This is a genomic window from Sphingomonas sp. P4_G2, from assembly GCF_056401155.1.
The window spans coordinates 48,617-62,707 of record NZ_JBFUJY010000004.1; the positions used below are offsets into that span (position 1 = coordinate 48,617).

The window sequence follows — 14,091 nt, forward strand, 5'->3', positions numbered from 1 at the left end:
AGCGGCCAGTCAAGCCGCGGCGAACATCTCCGGCGGCAAAGCCATCAGTGCTTCGGCCCCGCTTTCGATCTTGCGGCGCAGCGCGCCGGCATCGGGCATGATGCGCTCGGCGTAATAGCGTGCAGTGGTCAGCTTCGCGTCGAGGAACGCGGCATCGCCTTCGCCCGCCGCCTTGAGCTTCGCCGCGGCGGCGGCCATCCGCAGCCACATCAGCCCGACCGCGACGATGCCCATCAAGTGCATAAAGCTGTGCGCGCCGGCGCCGACATTGTTGGGATTGGTCATGCCGTTCTGCAGGAACCACATCGTCGCAGCCTGGAGTTCGCCATTGGCCTTTTCCAGCCGCGCGGCGAAATCGGCGGTCGCCGGATCGCCCTTCGCCGCCGCGACTTCCTCGCCGACCACCTTGAACAGCGTCTGCACCGCGCGACCGCCATTGGCAGCGAGCTTGCGGCCGACCAGATCCATCGCCTGCACGCCGTTGGTGCCTTCGTAGATCATCGAAATGCGGGCATCGCGGACGTACTGCTCCATGCCCCATTCGCGTATATAGCCGTGGCCGCCATAGACCTGCTGGGCATTGGTCGCGATGTCATAGCCCTTGTCGGTGCCATAGCCTTTGATCACCGGGGTCAGCAGCCCGACCAGATCGGCGGCGAGCAGCCGTTCCTCCTCGCTCGACGCGGCATGTTCGAGGTCGACCTGGAGCGCGCCCCACAAACAGAGCGCGCGCAATCCCTCGGTCAGCGCCTTAGCGTCCATCAGCATGCGGCGAACGTCGGGATGGACGAACAACGGATCGGCCTTTTCGCCGGGCTCGGCCGGACCGGTCAGAGCGCGGCCCTGGCGACGGTCGTGCGCGTATTGGACGGCGTTCTGATAGGCTGTCTCTGCGACGGCAAGGCCCTGCAACCCAACGCCGAGCCGGGCGGCGTTCATCATGATGAACATCGCCGCTAGGCCCTTCATCTCGTCGCCGACCAGCCAGCCCTTAGCGCCGTCATAATTCATCACGCAGGTCGAATTGCCGTGAATGCCCATCTTGTGTTCGATCGATCCGCAGCTCACCGCGTTGCGCTCGCCGAGCGAGCCATCCTCGTTGACGAAGATCTTCGGCACGACGAACAGCGAAATGCCCTTCGAACTGTCGGGCGCGCCCGGCGTCTTGGCCAGCACCAGATGGATGATGTTGCTGGTCAGGTCGTGCTCGCCACCCGAAATGAAGATCTTTGTCCCGGTGATCGCATAGGATCCGTCGGCCTGCGGTTCCGCCTTGGTCCGGATCAGCCCGAGGTCGGTACCGCATTGCGGCTCGGTCAGGTTCATCGTGGCGCCCCACTCTCCCGACACCATCTTGGGCAGATATTTCTGCTGCTGTTCGGGGCTTCCCTTCGTCAGGAGGGCAGCGATCGCGCCGTGGGTCAGGCCGGGATACATGGCGAACGCCATGTTCGACGAGATCATGAATTCCTGGAAAGCGGTCGACACGACATGCGGCATTTCCTGCCCGCCAAACGCCGCCGGCGCGCTGAGCGTGCCCCAGCCCGATTCGACGAACTGTTGATAGGCTTCCTTGAACCCCTTGGGCGTCGTCACGCTGCCGTCGTCGTGGCGCGTGCAACCCTCCAGGTCACCCGATTGGTTGAGCGGGAACAGCACTTCGGCGACGAACCGACCGCCTTCTTCGAGCACCGCGTCGACCGTTTCCGGCGTCGCATTCTCAAACCCGGGCAGGTTGGCATAACGCTCGATCCCGAGCACGTGATCGAGCACGAAGCGCGTATCGCGCACCGGGGGCGTGTATTGCGGCATGGTCAGTCCTTCTGGTGATCGGCGCGCGAGCCTTGCTCGAGCAATGCGATGAAATCGTTGAGTTCGGCGATGGCGGCGTCGATGTCGCGCTTTTGCTGGTGGAGCAGGCCAACACGGTCCCTGCAGCGGTCGATCGTGCGCTCGCGCTGAGTGCGGCGGCCGTCGCCGACATCGTACAGATCGATCAGTTCGCGGATCTCGGTCAGCGAAAAGCCGACCCGCTTGCCGCGCAGGATCCAGGCCAGCCGGGCGCGGTCGCGATGCGAATAGATGCGCTGGGTGCCGCGCCGTTCGGGCGAGATCAGCCCTTCATCCTCATAGAAACGCAGCGCGCGAGCGGTGACGCCGAATTCGGCGGACAGATCGGAAATGGTAAAGCTGTGCCGGTCGTGGAGCGGCTCGATCGGGGCATAAGAAGGGACCCAGGGCATGACCCTTTTTACGCTCGCTTGACGTTAACGTCAAAGGGGTCGTGCGGTCATTTGCCGGGCGCGCAGAGCATTCTGCCCCTGCCATCGCGTAGGGCGCCCGCCTCGGATGGCGAATCGCTCATCCGTACGACGGTGAGGCCCGTCAGCGAGGCGCGGGAGGAGCACGCTTTCTGGCAGGCATCGGGCAAGCGGCCGGGGAAGAGGATGCGATCGCCCTCGAACCTCGCGTCGAAATTGCAGCCGGGAGCATTGGCGAGGTCGAGGTGCAACGTCTCGCCGGCCCGGGTCGCCTCGCCCTGCCCGCTGCAATAATAAGTGTCGCCATAATCGACATAGATGCCGATGCGGAACGCGGTCGCGCTCGGTACCACGCAGATGCGGTCACGATCGCGCGTGTAGAGGCCGGTGGGATCGGCATTGGCGGGATCGGCGATGATCCCGGCCTCGATCGCGGCGGCTTCGAGGCTGGTCGGGGTTGCGGTTGCCTGTGGAGCAGGCTGGCTGCCGTGGCAGGCTGCGAGGGCTAGCAGGGCCAAGATCATTCCGCGGTGGCGAGTTATCACGCCGGGGAGGCATGAGCGAAAAGAAGCTCGTTCCGGCCTCACCTCAGTCAACCCGTTCCAGCCCAGTCTTCGTAACCCGCCGATAAAAGCACGACCGCTCGCCGGTATGACAAGCGGGCCCCGCAGGATCGACGATCAGCCACACCGCATCCTGATCGCAGTCGATCCGGACGTCGCGCACCCGCATCACGTTCCCCGACGTCGCGCCCTTGCGCCACAATTCGCCGCGGCTGCGCGACCAGAACACCGCTTCGCCACTCTCGATCGTTGCCGCCAGCGCCTCCGCGTTCATATGCGCCAGCATCAGCACCTCGCCCGAATCGCCATTGGTGACCACGGCGGTGATCAGCCCATCGGCACCCCATTTCGGATCGAGCGTCAGCCCGGTTTCGCGCGAGTCGGTCATGCCCCTCCCCTAGCGCGGCGCCGCGATCCGACAAAATCGGCACAAGGCGTATGACAAATACGCGACAAACCCGGCAGGCGTCACTATATGCCCGAGCGCCACAGCAGCACGGATCCTAGGGTCCGCACTGAGTACGGACACCATGCTGACCACGAATCCTTTCGACGACGACAAGCTCCGCGAGGAGTGCGGCATTTTCGGCGTGTCCGATGCGGACGGCGCGGCCGCGCTCGTCGCGCTCGGCCTCCACGCGCTCCAGCATCGCGGGCAGGAAGCTGCCGGCATCACTAGCTGGGACGGCAAGCATTTCCATAGCCACCGTGCGATGGGCCATGTCGCGGGCAATTTCGACAAGGACGAGATCATGGGCGGGCTGCGCGGGCAGACCGCCTGCGGCCATGTCCGCTATTCGACCACCGGCGAAACCTCGCTCAGGAACGTCCAGCCGCTTTATGCCGAGCTTGCCACCGGCGGGTTCGCGGTTGCGCATAATGGCAACATTTCCAACGCTTTCCGGCTGCGCAACGATCTCGTCCAGCGCGGCGCGATCTTCCAGTCGACCAGCGATACCGAAGTCATCATCCACCTGGTCGCGACCAGCTCGTATCGCGATCCGCTCGACAAGTTCGTCGACGCGTTGCGCCGGGTCGAGGGCGCCTATTCGCTGATCGTGCTGACCCCGACCGGGATGATGGCGTGCCGCGATCCGCTTGGCATCCGTCCGCTCGTGATGGGCAAATTGGGCGAGTCGATCATCTTCGCGTCCGAAACCGTCGCACTCGACGTGGTCGGGGCGGAATTCGTCCGCTCGGTCGATCCGGGCGAGCTGATCATCATCGAGGACGGCAAACTGCGCTCGCTGCGCCCGTTCGGCCAGACCGCGCCACGGCCGTGCATCTTCGAATGGGTCTATTTCTCTCGCCCCGATTCGATCGCCGGCGACCAGTCGGTCTATTCGGTCAGGAAGGCGATCGGCGCGCAGCTGGCGATCGAATCGCCGGTTGAGGCCGATCTGGTCATCCCCGTGCCCGATTCGGGCGTGCCCGCGGCGATCGGCTATGCCCAGCAATCGGGCATCCCGTTCGAGCTCGGCATCATCCGCTCGCATTATGTCGGTCGCACCTTCATCCAGCCGGGCGCCGAAGTCCGCCGCCTCGGCGTGAAGCTCAAGCACAACGCCAATCGCGCGCTGATCAAGGACAAGTCAGTCATCCTGGTCGACGATTCGATCGTCCGCGGCACCACCAGCCTGAAGATCGTCGAGATGATGCGTGAGGCCGGCGCGCGCGAAGTGCATATGCGCATCGCGTCGCCGCCGACCACGCATTCCTGTTTCTACGGCGTCGACACGCCCGAGCGTGAGAAATTGCTCGCGTCACGCTATTCGGTCCCCGGCATGACCGACTTCATCCATGCCGACAGCCTGGCGTTCGTGTCGATCGACGGCCTGTACAAGGCGCTGGGCGAAGCCGGACGTAACGGCCCCGCCCCTAAATATTGCGACGCCTGTTTCACCGGCGATTATCCGACCGTGCTGACCGATTACAGCGACGCCCATATGGACGAGCAACTCGCTCTTCACCCCGAAGCCGCGGAATAAGCGTCATGACCAAGAGATTTGAGGGCCAGCTCGCGCTGGTGACCGGCGCGAGCCGTGGGATCGGCGCCGCCACCGCCACGGCACTCGCCGCAGAAGGCGCCCACGTGATCCTGACCGCGCGGACCGCCGGCGCTCTGGAACAGGTCGAGGAAGCTATCCACGCCGCCGGCGGGACCGCGACGATCGCGCCGCTCGATCTGATCGAGACCGACAGCATCGCCCGGCTGGCGAGCGCTGTGGCGGAACGCTGGGGAACGCTCGACATTCTCGTCCTCAACGCCGCGACATTGGGCTCACTATCGGCGGTTCAGGCGATCGACGCCAAGGAATTCGCCAAGGTGATGACGCTCAATGTCAGCGCGCAACAGGCGCTGATCGCCGCGTTCGATGCGGCGCTGCGCAAATCGGCGCGCGCGCGCGTGGTCGGAATCACATCGAAGGTGGGCCGCCAGCCCCGTGCCTTCTGGGGCGCGTACGGCGCGTCCAAGGCGGCGTTCGAGACGCTGGTCCAGGCCTATGGCGAGGAGGTCGAGGGAATCAGCGCCATTCGCGTCGCCCTGCTCGACCCCGGCGCTACCCGCACCGCGATGCGCGAGCGGGCCTACCCCGGTGAGGATCCGGCCAGCGTCAAGCCGCCTGAAATGGTGGCGGACAAGATCGTCGAGCTGATCGCGAGTGATGTCGCGTCGGGGCATTTCGAGCACATTGCCTGACGGCGCATCCCGTTCAGGCGGCTGGCGCGTGGCGGACCGACAAGCGCGAGAGCGTCTGGTTGAGCAGGATATAGGCGAACTCGCCGAACGTGACCGGACCGACGAAACCGCCGGTCGGGCGGCCTTCCAGCCCGGCATAGCGGTAATTCAGGATGCAATTGCACGATAGCATGTCCGCGGCGCTGCCTTCCCTCGTGGCGTCGGCATAGGCCGCATCATAATCTTCCACGGTGCGTGCCAGGCGATAGATCGTGCCCGGCATGACCGGCGCATAGAAGCGGACGCTGCCACTTTTCGCATCGACCGTCTGGAAGGAAACATTGATCATCGCGCCGGCATAATCGGCGACGAGCGGCAAGGTGGTGTCTATGCCGCGTTCGACGATGTAGCGCGCGAGGTTGGTCGGAACGCCGCCGATCAGGCAATCGGTCACATCGAAACCGCCTTGCGGGAAGGTGATGCTTTCGCCTTCACCGGGAGCGAACAAATTGACGATGTCGAGATCGACCTCGGCGCTTTCCGGCAACGCTAGCCACAAAGCGGCCAGCCCATCGACCGACGCCGCGCCGGTCGCGCCGTCGAACACCATCGGCACATCCTGACCGACACGGTCGAGATGAACACCCGCGACCCAACCGAATACGGGCTGATTGTACAATCCCGGCAAGGACGGCCCATCCATGGCGTAGCGCTGCAGTGTCGTACTGAATGCCGGCGTGACGATGCAGGTAAAACCGTGCGCGAAGCGGTGCTCCGTCAACCCGGACAAGCCGTCGGGCGGCAGGATGGCCATTCGCGCATTCACGGCATCGTCAAAGATGGTGCAGAACAGCCGATCTTCCCGCGATGCGCCTCCTTCGGGCGTCATGAAATAGGATGTGGTCCCGCCGACCCAGTTGCCGCGCGGGAGCGATCGTAGCAGGCACTCGGGGCCCGATACGAACAGAATGGCGCGAGACGCGATGAGCGCGACCGTGTCTTCTACCGAAAGAAAGGCGTTCTTCATCGTTCAGAATCCCGTAATCGCCGTGAGGTCGCGGTGTGCGAACTTGTTGTCGGCGAAAAAGCGCCGAAGCTCTTGGACGGCCCTTGGCAGAACGGCCGGGTTGTTCGCGACGTCGATGCGGAGGCGTGTGATGATCAGGCGCGTGGCAAGCGTCTTGATATTCGGATTGAGTTCGCCGGTGAGCAATCGGGCCCAAAGCTCATGGTCGACAGACGACAAGGGGCCGCCATTGTGCATCGGCCTGTCCAGCCGATCCGCCTGAGAGCGATCGCCGCGCGTTCCGTAACTGCTTGGATAGCCGGTCATGCCGAATCCGCTTCCTCCAGCCACGCCTCGGCGCTCGGCAAATCGCCAAACCAGCGGACGTTGGGCATGGTTGGAACCACGTGGCGCGGATCGACATCGATGGAGTGACTGGCAGCCATCGCCCAGGACTGCGCCGACGGCCTTTAAAACCGCCTGTTAACCGACCTCCGTAATCCTACCAGGGTCGCCAAAACGCCTCGTTTTGACTTCACGACGAACTAGCCTGCCGCCGCCTCGATCTTCTTCCAAAACGCAGCACGCGCCGCCGACAATTTCTCGCCGGTAGCGGTCGGCCACGATCCCGACATGACGACGACCAGCTTCTTCGCCGGATCGACCAGGATGCTCTGTCCAAAAATGCCGATCGCGGCGAAACGGCGGCCGGGCAAAGTCCACCATTGATAGCCATAGCCGAAACCACCTTCGTCCTTGGGGATCGGCACCTGGTTACTCGTCGCATGCGCGAACCAGTCGTCGGGGACGACGCCCTTGCCGCCCGACAGCGCGAACATTCCCATCCGGGCATAGTCGCGCAAGCTCACCGACAGGCAGCACCCGCTGACCTCGCTACCGGCCGGGTTGGTCATCCAGAAGGCGTCGCGCTCCATTCCCCATGGCTTCCACACCTTTTCGGTCAGATATTCCGCCAGGCTCTTCTTGGTGGCGCGCTCGACCAGCACGCCGATCAAATTGGTCTCGCCGGTCTTGTAGACCCATTTGGAGCCCGGCGCGCTCTCCCGCGGCAGCTTCTTCATGTACCAGATTGTGGGGTCCTGCCCCGCCGGCACCGCATCGGAGAACATCCGCGCCACGTCGGACTTGGGGTCGGTATAATCCTCGTTCCACTTCACGCCCGAGGTCATGGTCAGGAGCTGGCGCACCGTCACGCCGTCATAGCCGCCGCCTGTGAGGTCGGGGATGTATTTGGTCACGGGGTCCTCGATCGACTTGATATAGCCGTCGCGGATCGCCGCACCGACCAGGGTCGAGGTGAACGATTTGGCGACCGAGAAGCTCGTCCAGCGTCCTTCAGGGCCGTAGCCAAGCCCATAGCGTTCGAGCCGAACCTTGCCGTCCTGCACGACAATCAGCCCGGAGATATTCAGATCGGCCATGCCCGCTTTGACGTCCGCCTCCGCGATTGGCAGCGACTTGCCCTGAGGAAGCGGCCGGACCTTGGTACCGGCCTTGACCACGTGGCCGGGAAAGATCTTCTCCATCTCGCGGAAATTCTGGTCGCGCTGCTGCTGGCTCCAGAACAGCACCGCGGCACCGACCTGGCGGAGTTTCGCATTATTGTCGGGAGTGACGATGACCGATTGCGCCGACGCCACCCCCGCCAGTGCGAACGCAGCAAACAGACCGAATCCTCTCATCACCCCTCCTTGATCAATGTCACCTGCGCTACATCAATCCCACCGCCGCGGAACCCTCCCTCACAGTACATCAGATAAAAACGCCACAAGCTGATGAAATGCTTATCGAACCTGTCCGGCAATTTGCCCGCCGCGACGACCGCATCGAACGCTTCACGCCAGCGCTTCAAGGTCTCGGCATAATCCAGCCGAAACGCATGGCGGTCGCGCCATGCCAGCCCGAGCTTCTCCGCTGCGGCGCGAAACCGGCTCTCCGACAGCAACATCCCGCCTGGGAAGATGTAGCGCTGGATGAAATCGACGTTGCGCGCATAGCCTTCGTACATCGCATCGTCGATCGCGATATACTGGATCGCGGCCCGGCCACCGGTCTTCAACGCACGCGCGATCGCGGCGAGATAGTCGGGCCAATATTCCTCGCCGACCGCCTCGACCATCTCGATGCTCGCAACCCCGTCGAACGTGCCGCTGACGTCGCGATAGTCGATCAGTTCGATCTCGATCCCGTCGAGTTTCTGCTGCGCCATCCGCGCCTCGGCATAGGTCTTCTGCTCGGTTGACAGCGTGATGCCGTGGACGCCGATACCCGCTTTCGCCGCGGTCTCGGCGAACGATCCCCAGCCGCACCCGATCTCGAGGATGCGGTCGCCGGGATTGGTCGCGGTGCGATCGAGAATCGCCTTGAGCTTGACGTGTTGTGCGTCCTCGAGGCTTTGGCCAGGCGCGTCGAACATCGCGCTCGAATAGGTCATCGTCGGGTCGAGCCATAATTCGTAGAACTCGTTGCCCAGATCGTAATGCTCGTGGATGTTGCGCCGCGCGCCGGCGCGATCGTTGCGATGCGCCCTATGCCACAACCGGCGGAGCAGCCGCGACAGACCGTGCGCGCGCCCTGTGCCGGCAAGGCCATGGCGATTGAGCGAAAAGACCTCGAACAGCGCCACCGGGTCGGAGCTTTCCCATTCGCCGGCCGCCCAGGCCTCGTACCAGCCCGACGACCCGCCGGTCACCAGCCGCCACAGCGCCCGCCAGCTCGTGAGGATGACGACCGCCTCGGGCCCCGGCCTGCGGCCGCCAAGCCGCGTGGGTGCCCCGCCTTCGGGCAGCGAAACGGTGATCGCGCCCTGATCGAGGCACTTGTCGATATGCGCCAGCAAGGGCCGTCCGATCAAAGAGAACGGTTCCCTGCGGCTGCGCTGCCCCCGGTCAATTGTCGGCGCATCCATAGGCTATCTCAAAGCACGTCATGCGCGGTTCGCCAAGCGATTCGGGCAGATCATCGCACCTTTTTTCCCGCCGCCAGGGCCCGATCGCGCGCCTCGCGATGACCGATCAGCTTTGGGGGATAGCCGTTGGGGCGGCAGCCCGCCGCCTCGGGATCGTGGATCGCAGGATCGGGGATGCCGGTCAATTCGGGCACCCATTGGCGGATATAGGCACCCGCGTCGAACTTCTCCGATTGTACGAGCGGCGCCATGATCCGGCCCCACATATTGGCGTCGATTCCGGTGCCGGCGACCCATTGCCAATTGACCGAATTGTTGCCGTAATCGGCGTCGACCAGCGTGTCCCAGAACCAGCGCTCGCCCTCCCGCCAGTCGACCAGCAGATGTTTGATCAGGAATGAGGCCGCGATCATCCGCACGCGATTGTGCATCCACCCAGTTGCCCAAAGCTGACGCGTCCCGGCATCGACGATCGGATAGCCGGTTTCGCCGCGCTGCCATGCCCGCAGGTCCTCCTTGGCCGCCCTTCCCGAGCGCCAGGGAAGGTCATCGAACCGCTCACGCCCGTTCCTGGCACCGTAATCGGGCAATTGCAGGATCACGTTCTGGGCATAATCGCGCCAGGCAAGCTCGCTGAGGAAAACGTGGGTCGCCCCACCCTTCCCAGCCATGCGATGCCAGACATAGCCCGGCGACACCTCACCGAAATGCAGGTGCGGCGACAGCCGCGAACTGCCCTCGATCGACGGCAGGTTGCGCGTGTCGTCATAGCGCGCGACGTCATCGGCGAAATCGTCGACCCGATCGTGCGCGCCAGCCTCGCCCGGAGTCCATTCCTTCGCAAAACCCGTTGCCCAATCGGGCTTGGTCGGCAGCAAATCCCAGTCGGCCAGCGCCTCGCTTGCCGGCCAGGAAGCAGGCGCCGGAATCTCATGCGGTCGGGACAGCGGATGTGGTGGCGGCATGACGTCACGCAATGCGCGCCAGAACGGCGTGTAGATCTTATAAGACGCGCCGCTCCCGCTCGTGATCGATCCAGGCGGCGCGAGATAATTGCCGTCGTGGCAGACGAGATCGAGCCGCTTCGCCACCGCGCGCTCGGCGTTGCGCCACCATGGCTCGTAATGGCGAATAGCATGGACGGTGCCGGCGCCGACTTCTTGCGCGACCTTGGCCAGCTCCTCATCGCATTTTCCGCGCCGCAGGATCAGTCGCGCCCCCTTCTCGCGCAACGCTTCGTCAAGCGACTTCAAACTGTGATGCAGCCACCAGCGCGAGGCCGCGCCCATCCTGCGATGCTTGGGGGTTTCATCATCGAGCACATAGACGGGGATGACCGGCCCATCGCGCACCGCAGCGAACAGCGCTGGCTGATCTGTGAGCCTGAGGTCCCGGCGAAACCAAAGGATCGTTGGCGTGGTCACCGCAGCCAAGTCAGGATGTGGTTGTTCACGCGGAGGCGCGGAGGCGCGAAGTGCGTTTTACGGCGTAGCATGATCCAACAACGCCATCGTTCCAGCCGTGCCGAAGTAACCAACTAGGAGCGCGCGACCGCACCCCTTCTTCGCGCCTCCGCGCCTCCGCGCGAATCAACAAATCACTCCGGTCGCGGCTCTTTCTCGACCTGCCAGGTTTGCCCCTGGCTGAGCAGCTTCTGCAGGTCAGGCTTCTTGCCCTCGCTCGCTTGCTTGTTCTGCGCGATCACCGCGCTGTCGAAGGTCGGGGCGGGATCGTCGTAGAGCACGCCAAGCGCCATCGGGAACGGGCCGAACGGCATCTCGACCAACATGTGAGCCAGGCCGCGATTGGTCTGATCATGGACCGCGACATGCGCGCCTTGCCAGTCGCCATCGACGACATCGACCACCTTGAGCACCAGCCGGTCGATATCCATGGTCAGGCCCTTGGTCCCGCCCGCGAACAGTAGCGGCTGGCCGTGCTCGACCCACAATTGGTTGCCCGAGGCGTTGGCCTTTTCGGTGAACGACGCGAACACGTCGTCATTGTAGACGATGCAATTCTGGAAGATTTCGACGAATGCCGCGCCCTGATGCGCATAAGCCGCCTTGAACACCGACGGCAGGTTCTTGTGCACGTCGATCCCGCGTGCAACGAACCGCGCGCCCGACCCCAGTGCGAAGGCGCACGGCTGCGCCGGGCGGTCGACCGAGCCGAACGGCGTCGAGGGGCTGCGCGTCCCGACGCGGCTGGTCGGCGAATATTGGCCCTTGGTCAGGCCGTAGATCTCGTTGTTGAACAGCAGCACCTGGCAATTCAGGTTACGGCGCAGCAAGTGCATCGTGTGGTTGCCGCCGATCGACAGCGCATCACCGTCGCCGGTGATGATCCACACGTCGAGCTCGGGATTGGCGAGCTTGACCCCTGTCGCCACCGCCGGCGCACGGCCGTGGATCGTGTGGAAGCCATAGGTTTCCATGTAATAGGGAAAACGCGACGAGCAGCCGATGCCACTGACGAACACGGTGTTTTCGGGCCGCGCGCCGATTTCCGGCATGGTCCGCTGCACGGCTTTGAGGATCGCATAGTCGCCGCAGCCTGGGCACCAGCGCACTTCCTGGTCGGTTTCCCAGTCTTTGGGCGAGCTCTTCACCACTTGGGGCGTCATGTCGTTCATGCGAGAATTCCTTCGATCGCCGCCTCGATCTCCGCGATACGGAAAGGCTGGCCCGACACTTTGTTGAGCGGCTTGGCATCGACCAGATACTGGTCGCGCAGCACCGTCTTGAGCTGGCCGGTGTTCATCTCTGGTACGAGGATCTTTTCGTAACCCTTGAGCAACGCACCAAGATTTGCTGGCATCGGCCAGATGTGGCGCAGATGAATGTGGCTGACGTCGAGCCCCTTGCGGCGCGCGCGCCTCACCGCCTGGTGGATCGGGCCAAAGGTCGATCCCCAGCCGACCACGACCAGCTTGCCGCCCGGATTGCCCAGCTCGATCGCCTGGTCGGGGATTTTAATCCCGTCGACCTTGGCCTTGCGGATGTCGGTCATCGCCTGGTGGTTGGCGGGGCCGTAATCGATATTGCCGGTGCCCTGCTGCTTCTCGATCCCGCCGATGCGGTGGAGCAAGCCCGGCGTGCCCGGCTTGACCCAGGGACGCGCGAGCTTTTCGTCGCGGGCATAGGCCTGGAACCCGCCCTCCGGCACCGTATCGAGATATTCGACCGGGAACGGCGCATAGTCGCTGACCTCGGGCACTTTCCACGGCTCGGCGGCATTGGCGATATAGCCGTCGGTCAGCACCATCACCGGCGTCATATATTGCGTGGCGATCCGCACCGCCTCGATCGCGACCTCGAACGCGTCCGACGGGCTGCGCGCGGCGATCACCGGCATCGGCGCGTCGCCATTGCGGCCATAGACCGCCTGATAGAGGTCCGATTGCTCGGTTTTGGTTGGCAGTCCGGTCGAGGGTCCGCCGCGCTGAGAATTGATGATCACCAGCGGCAGCTCGGTCATGATCGCAAGCCCCATCGCCTCTCCCTTGAGCGCGATGCCCGGCCCCGACGAGGAAGTGACACCAAGCTGGCCGGCATAAGACGCGCCGATCGCGCTGGCGATCGCGGCGATCTCATCCTCGGCCTGGAAGGTGGTGATGCCGAACTCCTTGAGCCGACTGAGATGGTGCAGGATCGCCGAGGCGGGCGTGATCGGATAGCCGCCGAAGAACATCGGAATGTTGGCGAGCTGCGCACCCGCGACCAGGCCCATCGAAATCGCCTCCGCACCTGTCACGGTGCGGTACAGGCCCGGTTCGGCTGGGGCTGCGGGGACATGATGCTGCTTGAGCGGACCCGAAATCTCCGCGGTCTCGCCGTAAGCATGCCCCGCGTTGAGCGCGGCGATATTGGCTTCCGCCAGTGCCGGAGCCTTGGCGAACTTGTTCTTGAGCCAATCGACCAGCGGCTGGCGGTCGCGGTCGAACATCCAGAGCGCGAGGCCCAGGGTCCACATGTTCTTGCAGCGCAAAGCTTCCTTGTTGCCCAGCCCGAACGGTTTCACCGCCGCCACTGTCAGCGCGGAAATGTCGAAGGCCAGCACTTGCCATTTGGCGAGGCTGCCATCCTCGATCGGGTTGGACTCGTACTTCGCCTTGGCGAGGTTGCGCTCGGTGAATTCGCCGGTGTCAGCTATGATCAGCCCGCCGGTCTTGAGCTCGTTGACATTGGTCTTGAGCGCCGCCGGGTTCATCGCGACCAGCACGTCGAGCGCGTCGCCCGCGGTCTCGATCGAGGTCGACCCGAAATTGATCTGGAACGCCGACACGCCGAACAGCGTGCCCAAGGGCGCGCGGATCTCAGCCGGGAAATCGGGAAAAGTCGACAGATCGTTGCCGGCCAGCGCGGTCGACAGCGTGAACTGTCCCCCGGTCAGCTGCATGCCGTCGCCGGAATCCCCGGCGAAACGGACAACGATCGATTCTGCTTGTGGGTGGGCCGACGCCTCGGTGGGCGTCACTTCGTGGACGGCGGTCGCCATGTCAGCACTAAATCCTGCGGTCTTGTTCGGAGGTCTCTCTAGGCTCGGGGACCCCTTATGGCCAACGTAGATCGGTTACGCTTCCGTGAAAACCGTTCTTTAGCATACCCGCGATGCGAAAACGGCCCGGCGTGCCCTTGGCAGCCGGGTCG

The 14,091-nt window shown here is 64.0% G+C and carries 14 protein-coding genes; 2 read left to right on the forward strand and 12 right to left on the reverse strand.

Going from position 1 to position 14,091, the window contains the following annotated elements; genetic code table 11:
• Positions 1-9 precede the first annotated feature (9 nt).
• From AC1DRD_RS12310 to hisI, 4 genes are all read right to left on the reverse strand, one after another.
• Positions 10-1,812: an acyl-CoA dehydrogenase C-terminal domain-containing protein gene (locus AC1DRD_RS12310; RefSeq protein WP_478041587.1), complete on the reverse strand. Its 1,803-nt coding sequence runs from the start codon at positions 1,810-1,812 to the stop codon at positions 10-12.
• Positions 1,813-1,814: 2 nt separating this feature from the next.
• Positions 1,815-2,243, reverse strand: coding sequence for a MerR family transcriptional regulator (locus AC1DRD_RS12315; protein WP_478029066.1), 429 nt, complete (start codon positions 2,241-2,243; stop codon positions 1,815-1,817).
• Between the two features lie 47 nt (positions 2,244-2,290).
• Positions 2,291-2,785 (reverse strand): hypothetical protein, encoded by a 495-nt coding sequence (locus AC1DRD_RS12320; RefSeq protein ID WP_478041588.1) that lies wholly within the window; start codon positions 2,783-2,785, stop codon positions 2,291-2,293.
• A gap of 64 nt (positions 2,786-2,849) precedes the next feature.
• The gene (gene hisI / locus AC1DRD_RS12325; RefSeq protein ID WP_478029068.1) at positions 2,850-3,212 is read right to left on the reverse strand and encodes a phosphoribosyl-AMP cyclohydrolase; all 363 of its coding nucleotides are present in this window, start codon (positions 3,210-3,212) and stop codon (positions 2,850-2,852) included.
• Between the two features lie 142 nt (positions 3,213-3,354).
• On the opposite strand from hisI, the gene purF reads away from it, so the two are divergent.
• The gene (gene purF, locus AC1DRD_RS12330) at positions 3,355-4,812 is read left to right on the forward strand and encodes an amidophosphoribosyltransferase (RefSeq protein ID WP_478029069.1); all 1,458 of its coding nucleotides are present in this window, start codon (positions 3,355-3,357) and stop codon (positions 4,810-4,812) included.
• A gap of 5 nt (positions 4,813-4,817) precedes the next feature.
• A complete protein-coding gene (locus AC1DRD_RS12335) occupies positions 4,818-5,525 on the forward strand; it encodes an SDR family NAD(P)-dependent oxidoreductase (RefSeq protein ID WP_478041589.1) in 708 nt (235 codons plus the stop codon).
• A 13-nt stretch (positions 5,526-5,538) separates the two neighbouring features.
• On the opposite strand, the gene AC1DRD_RS12340 is transcribed toward AC1DRD_RS12335, so the two are convergent.
• The 8 genes from AC1DRD_RS12340 to AC1DRD_RS12375 all read right to left on the reverse strand — a co-directional run bounded on the left by AC1DRD_RS12340 (position 5,539) and on the right by AC1DRD_RS12375 (position 13,939).
• Positions 5,539-6,531 (reverse strand): DUF6976 family protein, encoded by a 993-nt coding sequence (locus AC1DRD_RS12340; RefSeq protein WP_478041590.1) that lies wholly within the window; start codon positions 6,529-6,531, stop codon positions 5,539-5,541.
• Between the two features lie 3 nt (positions 6,532-6,534).
• On the reverse strand, positions 6,535-6,837 hold the full coding sequence (locus AC1DRD_RS12345) for a hypothetical protein (protein ID WP_478029072.1): 303 nt from the start codon (positions 6,835-6,837) through the stop codon (positions 6,535-6,537).
• On the reverse strand, positions 6,834-6,956 hold the full coding sequence (locus AC1DRD_RS12350; RefSeq protein WP_478029073.1) for a hypothetical protein: 123 nt from the start codon (positions 6,954-6,956) through the stop codon (positions 6,834-6,836). The genes AC1DRD_RS12345 and AC1DRD_RS12350 overlap by 4 nt, the downstream gene beginning before the upstream one ends.
• Before the next feature lie 99 nt (positions 6,957-7,055).
• The gene (locus AC1DRD_RS12355; RefSeq protein ID WP_478041591.1) at positions 7,056-8,213 is read right to left on the reverse strand and encodes a serine hydrolase domain-containing protein; all 1,158 of its coding nucleotides are present in this window, start codon (positions 8,211-8,213) and stop codon (positions 7,056-7,058) included.
• On the reverse strand, positions 8,213-9,439 hold the full coding sequence (locus tag AC1DRD_RS12360; RefSeq protein WP_478041592.1) for a class I SAM-dependent methyltransferase: 1,227 nt from the start codon (positions 9,437-9,439) through the stop codon (positions 8,213-8,215). Before AC1DRD_RS12360 ends, AC1DRD_RS12355 begins: the two co-directional genes overlap by 1 nt.
• 50 nt (positions 9,440-9,489) lie before the next feature.
• The gene (locus AC1DRD_RS12365) at positions 9,490-10,863 is read right to left on the reverse strand and encodes a cryptochrome/photolyase family protein (RefSeq protein WP_478041593.1); all 1,374 of its coding nucleotides are present in this window, start codon (positions 10,861-10,863) and stop codon (positions 9,490-9,492) included.
• Positions 10,864-11,036: 173 nt separating this feature from the next.
• Positions 11,037-12,074 (reverse strand): 2-oxoacid:ferredoxin oxidoreductase subunit beta, encoded by a 1,038-nt coding sequence (locus tag AC1DRD_RS12370; protein WP_478041594.1) that lies wholly within the window; start codon positions 12,072-12,074, stop codon positions 11,037-11,039.
• Positions 12,071-13,939: a 2-oxoacid:acceptor oxidoreductase subunit alpha gene (locus AC1DRD_RS12375; protein ID WP_478029078.1), complete on the reverse strand. Its 1,869-nt coding sequence runs from the start codon at positions 13,937-13,939 to the stop codon at positions 12,071-12,073. Before AC1DRD_RS12375 ends, AC1DRD_RS12370 begins: the two co-directional genes overlap by 4 nt.
• Positions 13,940-14,091: the final 152 nt, after the last annotated feature.

Coding starts and splice junctions, on each gene's coding strand:
- AC1DRD_RS12335 (WP_478041589.1), top strand. CDS start 4,818: ATGACCAAGAGATTTGAGGGCCAGCTCGCGCTGGTGACCGGCGCGAGC.
- AC1DRD_RS12350 (WP_478029073.1), bottom strand. CDS start 6,956: ATGGCTGCCAGTCACTCCATCGATGTCGATCCGCGCCACGTGGTTCCA.
- AC1DRD_RS12320 (WP_478041588.1), bottom strand. CDS start 2,785: ATGATCTTGGCCCTGCTAGCCCTCGCAGCCTGCCACGGCAGCCAGCCT.
- AC1DRD_RS12360 (WP_478041592.1), bottom strand. CDS start 9,439: ATGGATGCGCCGACAATTGACCGGGGGCAGCGCAGCCGCAGGGAACCG.
- AC1DRD_RS12370 (WP_478041594.1), bottom strand. CDS start 12,074: ATGAACGACATGACGCCCCAAGTGGTGAAGAGCTCGCCCAAAGACTGG.
- AC1DRD_RS12375 (WP_478029078.1), bottom strand. CDS start 13,939: ATGGCGACCGCCGTCCACGAAGTGACGCCCACCGAGGCGTCGGCCCAC.
- AC1DRD_RS12355 (WP_478041591.1), bottom strand. CDS start 8,213: ATGAGAGGATTCGGTCTGTTTGCTGCGTTCGCACTGGCGGGGGTGGCG.
- AC1DRD_RS12315 (WP_478029066.1), bottom strand. CDS start 2,243: ATGCCCTGGGTCCCTTCTTATGCCCCGATCGAGCCGCTCCACGACCGG.
- AC1DRD_RS12340 (WP_478041590.1), bottom strand. CDS start 6,531: ATGAAGAACGCCTTTCTTTCGGTAGAAGACACGGTCGCGCTCATCGCG.
- purF (WP_478029069.1), top strand. CDS start 3,355: ATGCTGACCACGAATCCTTTCGACGACGACAAGCTCCGCGAGGAGTGC.
- hisI (WP_478029068.1), bottom strand. CDS start 3,212: ATGACCGACTCGCGCGAAACCGGGCTGACGCTCGATCCGAAATGGGGT.
- AC1DRD_RS12345 (WP_478029072.1), bottom strand. CDS start 6,837: ATGACCGGCTATCCAAGCAGTTACGGAACGCGCGGCGATCGCTCTCAG.
- AC1DRD_RS12310 (WP_478041587.1), bottom strand. CDS start 1,812: ATGCCGCAATACACGCCCCCGGTGCGCGATACGCGCTTCGTGCTCGAT.